General features: G+C 65.1%; 8 protein-coding genes. 4 read left to right on the forward strand and 4 right to left on the reverse strand.

Features of this window, described 5'->3' with window-relative positions; genetic code table 11:
* Positions 1-121: 121 nt before the first annotated feature.
* The 4 genes from ACFQ50_RS24150 to ACFQ50_RS24165 form a co-directional block, all read right to left on the reverse strand.
* Positions 122-961: an amino acid ABC transporter permease gene (locus ACFQ50_RS24150; RefSeq protein WP_377998167.1), complete on the reverse strand. Its 840-nt coding sequence runs from the start codon at positions 959-961 to the stop codon at positions 122-124.
* Entirely contained in the window at positions 958-1,608 is a 651-nt protein-coding gene (locus ACFQ50_RS24155) for an amino acid ABC transporter permease (RefSeq protein WP_377998168.1), read from the reverse strand. The genes ACFQ50_RS24150 and ACFQ50_RS24155 overlap by 4 nt, the downstream gene beginning before the upstream one ends.
* Before the next feature lie 100 nt (positions 1,609-1,708).
* Positions 1,709-2,596 carry a glutamate ABC transporter substrate-binding protein gene (locus ACFQ50_RS24160; protein WP_377998169.1) on the reverse strand — a complete coding sequence of 296 codons (888 nt, stop codon included), beginning with the start codon at positions 2,594-2,596 and terminating at the stop codon, positions 1,709-1,711.
* Between the two features lie 82 nt (positions 2,597-2,678).
* On the reverse strand, positions 2,679-3,434 hold the full coding sequence (locus tag ACFQ50_RS24165) for an amino acid ABC transporter ATP-binding protein (protein ID WP_377998170.1): 756 nt from the start codon (positions 3,432-3,434) through the stop codon (positions 2,679-2,681).
* A gap of 106 nt (positions 3,435-3,540) precedes the next feature.
* On the opposite strand from ACFQ50_RS24165, the gene ACFQ50_RS24170 reads away from it, so the two are divergent.
* The 4 genes from ACFQ50_RS24170 to ACFQ50_RS24185 all read left to right on the forward strand — a co-directional run bounded on the left by ACFQ50_RS24170 (position 3,541) and on the right by ACFQ50_RS24185 (position 6,509).
* The gene (locus ACFQ50_RS24170; protein WP_377998171.1) at positions 3,541-4,326 is read left to right on the forward strand and encodes a TIGR00730 family Rossman fold protein; all 786 of its coding nucleotides are present in this window, start codon (positions 3,541-3,543) and stop codon (positions 4,324-4,326) included.
* 51 nt (positions 4,327-4,377) lie between these two features.
* Positions 4,378-4,764 (forward strand): DivIVA domain-containing protein, encoded by a 387-nt coding sequence (locus tag ACFQ50_RS24175; RefSeq protein ID WP_377998172.1) that lies wholly within the window; start codon positions 4,378-4,380, stop codon positions 4,762-4,764.
* A 137-nt stretch (positions 4,765-4,901) separates the two neighbouring features.
* Positions 4,902-6,098, forward strand: a complete 1,197-nt coding sequence (locus tag ACFQ50_RS24180; protein WP_377998173.1) for a hypothetical protein — start codon at positions 4,902-4,904, stop codon at positions 6,096-6,098.
* A gap of 243 nt (positions 6,099-6,341) precedes the next feature.
* Positions 6,342-6,509 carry a DUF3117 domain-containing protein gene (locus ACFQ50_RS24185; protein WP_003805139.1) on the forward strand — a complete coding sequence of 56 codons (168 nt, stop codon included), beginning with the start codon at positions 6,342-6,344 and terminating at the stop codon, positions 6,507-6,509.
* Positions 6,510-6,537 lie beyond the last annotated feature (28 nt).

Genomic DNA, 6,537 nt, shown 5'->3' on the forward strand with positions numbered 1-6,537 from the left:
TTTTTTTTTGTGCCGTGGGGGGCTTGTTTTTTTTAAAACCACCACCCCAACCCGGTGCCGGCCCCCGGGGGGGGGCCGCCGCACCTTCTGTTTTGTGGCTGTGCCCGTGGCGGGCAGCTTCCTACTTCACCGCGGTGGAGACACCGGCGGTGGGGGCCTTGGCCACTCCGCCGGCCGCCTTCTTGGACCCGCGCCGCTCAATCCAGATGGCCAGCCGGGACACTGCCAGGTTGATGGCGATGTAGATGGCCGCGGCCACGAAGAACACCGGGAACAGGAACTGCGGGCCCAGGAAGTCCGCCATCACCTGCACCGCGCGAAGCAGTTCGCCATAGGCCACGATGTACCCCAGCGACGTGTCCTTCAAGAGGACCACGAGCTGCGCCACGAGGGACGGCAGCATGCGGCGGACAGCCTGCGGCAGTTCGATGCTCAGCCGGGACTGGAAGCTGGTCAGGCCGATCGCCAGACCCGCCTCGCGCTGGCCGCGGGGGAGGGACTGGATGCCTGCCCGGATGATCTCCGCGAAGATCGCGGCGTTGTAGAGCACCAGGCCGGCCACCACGGCGATGAACGAGCTGGTGGCAAAGACCAGCAGCACGAACAGCATCATCAGGACCACGGGCATGCCGCGCAGGAACTCGAGCACGATTCTGGTGGGAACCCTGATCCAGGCGACATCGGAAATGCGCATCAGGCACAGCAGGAGTCCCAGCGGGAAGGCGATGACAGCAGCGATTGCGGCTGCGCTCAGCGTCGCGCCGATGCCGTTGGCGAGGAGTGTCCAGACGTCAGCCTGGCCGAAGATCGCCCAGCGCTGCGCCTGGAAGATTCCTTGCTGCGCCAGCGTCATCACGGCCCAGGCCAGCAGGGCGGCGATCAGCACGACGCCGATCACGGAGCCGATCAGTGAGATGCGGCGGGCCTTGGGCCCCGGAACGTCGTAGAGAACCGAACTCATCGGGCGATCGCCACCTTTCGTTCGACCTGGTGGGCAAGGATGCCCAGCGGCACGGTGATCAGGAGATAGAAGATGGCAACGCCCACCAGCACCCACATGACGGCGTCGCCATGATCGTTGGCGAGCTGCTTGCCGTAGCCAAACAGCTCCAGCACGAAGAAGGCGCCGGCCACCGAGGAATTCTTGACCAGCGCGATGAGGATGTTGATCAGGGGCGGAATCACGGTGCGCAGGGCCTGCGGCAGGATGATGAGCGAGAGCACCTGGCCGAACTTCATGCCGATGCTGCGGGCGGCCTCGGCCTGGCCGACCGGAACGCTGTTGACGCCCGAGCGCACCGCCTCGGCAATGAACGCGGCGGTGTAGGCGCTCAGGGCGATGATGGCCGCGACTTCAAACTGCTGGAAGGTCACGCCCAGCCGGGGCAGGACCACGGCCGCGAAAAAGAACGCGATGGTAAGCGGGGTGTTACGCACCACCTCCACGTAGGCCATGCTGAAGCCGCGGAGGGCAGCCACAGGGGAGACCCGGGCGGCGGCCAGCAGGGTGCCGACAACCAGGGCGATGATGCCGGAAACGGCGGCCAGGAACAGGGTTCTGAGAAAGCCGTCCCAGTATTGGGGGAGGCTTTCAATGATGACGTCCATAGGATCCTTCAGCTGCGTTCAGGGGAATGTGCGGAAAACGGAAGCGGCGGCTACCGGCAGGCTGTGGCATGCACAGCCGCCGGTAACCGCCACGATCGTCCTAGTAGCGGTCGATGGCCGGAAGTTCCGGTGCCGTCTTGATGACCGCGCCTGCGGTGGCCTCCCACGCCTTCTTGTAGGAGCCGTCCTTGGCGAAGCCCTCCAGCTGGTCGTTGACCCAGTTGCGGAACTCGGTGTCGCCCTTCTTCAGGCCGATGCCGTAGGGCTCCTTGGTGAAGGTCTCCTCGGATGCCAGCTTGAACGCGTCCGGCTCCTTGTTGACGAAGCCTGCCAGGATGACGTTGTCGGTGGTCACGGCCTCAACCTGCTTGTTGCGCAGCGGTTCGAGGCAGGCCGAGTAGGTGGCTGCCGGAACCAGGACCGCGCCGTACTTCTCCACGATGGTGGAGGCCGGGGTGGAGCCCGTCACGGAGCAGACGTTCTTGCCCTTGACGTCCTCGGGCTTGGTGATGGAGGTGTTGTCCTTGTTCACCATGAGCGCCTGGCCGGCTTCGTAGTACGGGCCGGCGAAGTCGACTTCGGTCTTGCGCTTGTCGTTGATGGTGTAGGTGGCCACGATCAGGTCCACCTTGCCCTGCTTGATGAACTGCTCGCGGTTGGCGGAGACGGTTTCAACCCATTCAATCTTGTCCGCGGGGATGCCCAGCTTGGCGGCCAGCAGCTTGCCGATTTCGACGTCGAAACCGACCGGCTTGCCGTCCAGGCCCTTCTGCCCGAACAGCGGCTGGTCAAACTTGGTTCCGATGGTGATCTTGCCCGCGGAGGCGAGCTTTTCCATGGTGGTACCCGCAGCGAAGCTGGGCTTCTCGACCGGCGCGGGGTTGGAGCCGGTCCCGGTGCCGCCGCCGCCGCAAGCGCTCAGTGTCAGAGCAATGGCTGCGGATGCTGCTGCCAGAAGGGATTTCCTTCGGGTCAAAAATGCCTTCATGACATTCCTTTCATTGGGCGGCCGCCCATGACGGCCTGGGTGCGAACTCGGTGATCTGGAAGCCGGCGGGGTCTGCCGGTTGTCAGTGCGTGAGCAGCTTGGACAGGAAGTCCTTGGCGCGGCTGCTCTGGGGATTGGTGAAGAATTCCTCGGGAGTGGCGTCCTCAACGATTTGTCCGTCCGCCATGAACACCACGCGGTCGGCGGCCTTGCGGGCGAAGCCCATCTCGTGCGTGACCACGATCATGGTCATGCCCTCCTTGGCCAGCTGGATCATGACATCCAGGACCTCGTTGATCATCTCCGGATCGAGCGCCGAAGTGGGCTCGTCGAACAGCATGACCTTGGGCTTCATGGCGAGGGCGCGTGCGATGGCCACACGCTGCTGCTGGCCGCCGGAGAGCTGCGCCGGCAGCTTGGGTGCCTGGTGGCCCACACCCACGCGCTCAAGCAGTGCCATGGCATCCTTGTCCGCTTCCGCTTTGGCGACGCCCTTGACCTTGATGGGGCCAAGCGTCACGTTTTCCAGGATGGTCTTGTGCGCGAACAGGTTGAACGACTGGAACACCATGCCGACGTCGGCGCGCAGCCGGGCGAGCTCCTTGCCCTCCTCGGGCAGCCGCTTGCCGTCAATGGCGATGTCGCCGTCGTCGATGGTTTCCAGCCGGTTGATGGCCCGGCACAGGGTGGACTTGCCCGAACCCGAGGGGCCGATGACCACAACCACCTCGCCCTTGCGGACCTGGAGATTGATGTCCTTGAGAACGTGCAGCTGACCGTAATGCTTGTTAACGGCATTCAGGGAGACGAGTGCGTCGCCTGGCAGTTGAGTAGTCATAAGAATGAATCTAGCGAATATTGCCCGGTTATGACCGCAATCACTCCAACTTCCCGTTGATCGTAATTCAAGAGATACCTGCAGGTCAGCAGGTTAGCCTTGGGGGATGAGCATCAACGCAGATCCGTCAAAATCAGTACAGCCCCGCCGGAAAGGGCCCCTAGAGCTGCGCCGCAAGCAGGCTGCGGTGGAGATGTCGGACCAGCGGTTGCTCGACACCAAGGGCCCCGGCCATTTCATCCACACCGATCCCTGGCGCGTGATGCGGATCCAGAGCGAGTTCGTGGAAGGCTTCGGTGCGCTCTCGGACCTGGGCCAGGCGGTCAGCGTGTTCGGCTCAGCACGCACCAAGCCCGGCAGCGTGTTTTACGACATGGGCGTCGAGGTGGGCCGCAAGCTGGCTGAAGCCGGCGTGGCGGTCATCACCGGCGGCGGTCCCGGCTCGATGGAGGCGGCCAACAGGGGAGCTGTTGAGGGCAATGGCGTCTCCGTTGGCCTCGGCATCGAACTGCCGTTCGAACAGGGCCTGAACCAGTGGGTGGACCTCGGCATCAACTTCCGCTACTTCTTCGCGCGGAAGACCATGTTTGTGAAGTACGCCCAGGGCTTCATCGTTCTTCCCGGCGGCCTCGGCACCCTGGATGAGCTCTTCGAAGCCATGGTCCTCGTCCAGACGCAGAAGGTGACCTCGTTCCCGATCGTCCTGCTGGGTGCGTCGTTCTGGGGTCCGATGATCGACTGGATCAGGGGAACCCTGGTGGCAGAGGGAATGGTCTCGGAAAAGGACCTGGACCTCATCCAGGTAGTGGACACCCCGGAGGAAGCCGTGAATCTGGTCCTCCACGGCCACGTCCGGGCTCCCTCCACCAACGGCGACCAGCGGCCCGAGTAGAAGCTGCCCGGGTAGGCGGCAGCCGCGGCTGCGTCTGGCACGATTGGTGGTGTGAGTTTCTTCCTCGTTTTCCTCGCCATCGTCCTGATCGGAGTCACCGCCCTCATCGGGACCGACCTCGGGCCGGGCATCCTGCGGAGGAAACGCGCCCGCGCGCCCCTCGCCAGAGTCGGTTTCAATGACGGGTTCGATGAACCCGTGGCGTCCCTGCCTCCGGTGCTGCTTCCCGACGACGCCACGCCGGCCGACGTCGACCACGTCCGGTTTGCGCTGGGGCTTCGGGGTTACCGGATGGACCAGGTGGATCAGGTGCTGGACGACCTGCGGGACCAGCTGGCTGCCAGGAACGCCGAAATAGAGAGCCTCCGCGAGCAGCTGCGCGCCTCTGCCGGACAGTTGGCCGCCGCCGAACAACCGGCCGCCGAGGACCGGACGTGAGCTCGCCACTGCCGCAGCCGGGCCCGATGCCGCCGCCAGGGCCGGTACCGGCATCAACAGTCGAACCCCCGCCGTCGAATCGCGGGACACGGCTGGACGGGGCGTTCCGGACTGCCGCGGCACGGCTCCACGGCCGCCTGGCGCGCTGGCCGTGGTGGGCCCAGGTGGCGGCGGTCTATGTGGCCGCCCGGCTGGTCAGTGCCTGCATCTTCATGTCGGCCGCCCTGCATCAGGGATTCAACCCCTGGTTCCCGGCCAAGCCCGACTATTGGAACTTCATCAATATCTGGGACGCGCGGTGGTACGAGTCCGTCATGACCGGCGGGTACCCGTCCGAACTGCCGGTGGATGCGGCCGGCAACGTGCAGGAGAACACCTGGGCCTTCTATCCGCTGTTTCCAACGCTGGGGCGGATGCTCTCCGCTGCCACCGGCATGAGCCCCGTTGCCGCCCTCATATTCATTGCCATGCTCGCCGGACTGGCGGCCTCGGTGGTGGTGTACCTGCTGTTCCGCACCAAGGCTGCCCACGGGCCGGCCGTGTGGGGCACGGCATTCTTCTCCACCTTCCCCGTCTCGCCGGTGCTCCAGGTGCCGTACGCGGAATCCCTGAACCTCCTGCTGCTTGCCGCGTCGCTGTTGCTGGTGGTCCGGCGGCACTACCTGTGGGCCATTCCAGTGGTTCTGGCCATGTGCCTTTCCCGGCCCACGGGAGTGCCGTTTGCTGCGACCATCGGGATCCTCTTCCTGTACCGCGCCGGTGAGGCGTGGCTCGAGGCGCGGAACCGCGGACTGGCCGCCAGGGGGCGCAGGGTCCACAGCCGGAACGAACTGTGGTCCCTCGCCGGTCTCACCGCCGTCAGCGGTGCAGGCGCCCTCGCCTGGCCCGCGGTCGCCTGGGCTGCCACCGGCGACATCGCCGCGTACACCAAGACCGAAACCGTGTGGCGCGGAGACGACCTCGTGCCCTTCAAACCCTGGTTCGACACCGGCGTCCTGCTGTTCGGGCCCGTCCTGGGGCTCGTGGCACCGTTCGTTTTCGTGGCGGCGTTCGGGCTCTTCATGGCCTCCCCGCCGGTGCGCCGGCTCGGAACCGAACTCCGGCTGTGGTGCGTCTGCTACCTGGGGTACCTCGTGGTGTTCCTGCACCCGCAGACCAGCACCTTCCGCATGCTGCTGCCGTTGTTTCCGCTTGCGCTGGCCGCCGCACTCGTTTCCCGGTCGCGCGCCTACCGCGGCGCCGTGGTCACGATGTTCGTCCTGCTGCAGATTGTCTGGGTGGTCTGGCTGTGGGCGTGGGCCCAGCTGCCGGGCGGAGGGGACTATCCGCCGTGACAGGCGCGGGGTTTCCCCGGATCAGCCTGCGGCAGGGCGCAGGAATCCGCACGTGAACGAATTGTCCATCGATTAGCTACAGACGGGTAATTACAGGATAATAGGTACTAAGCAAGGACAAAAAGCATTCGGATTGTTCAGCCATGGCGGCTGCCGAAAGGACCGCCAGAGCGGCTTTGTTTTGACCACGCGGACTCAGCCCGGCCGGGCTCGGTCCTGGGACTACTGGAGGGGATATTCCTCATGGCGGCTATGAAACCACGCACCGGCGACGGCCCTATGGAAGTAACCAAGGAGGGCCGCAGCCTGATCATGCGTGTGCCGCTCGAAGGCGGGGGCCGGCTCGTGGTTGAACTTAATGCCACAGAGGCGGCCAACCTCAAGGACTGCCTCGTCGGCGTCACCGAATAAGAGTAAAGGCAGGGCCCGCAGCCGGAAG

The sequence above is a fragment of the Arthrobacter sp. NPDC056493 genome (genome assembly GCF_042795115.1).
GTDB lineage: Bacteria > Actinomycetota > Actinomycetes > Actinomycetales > Micrococcaceae > Arthrobacter.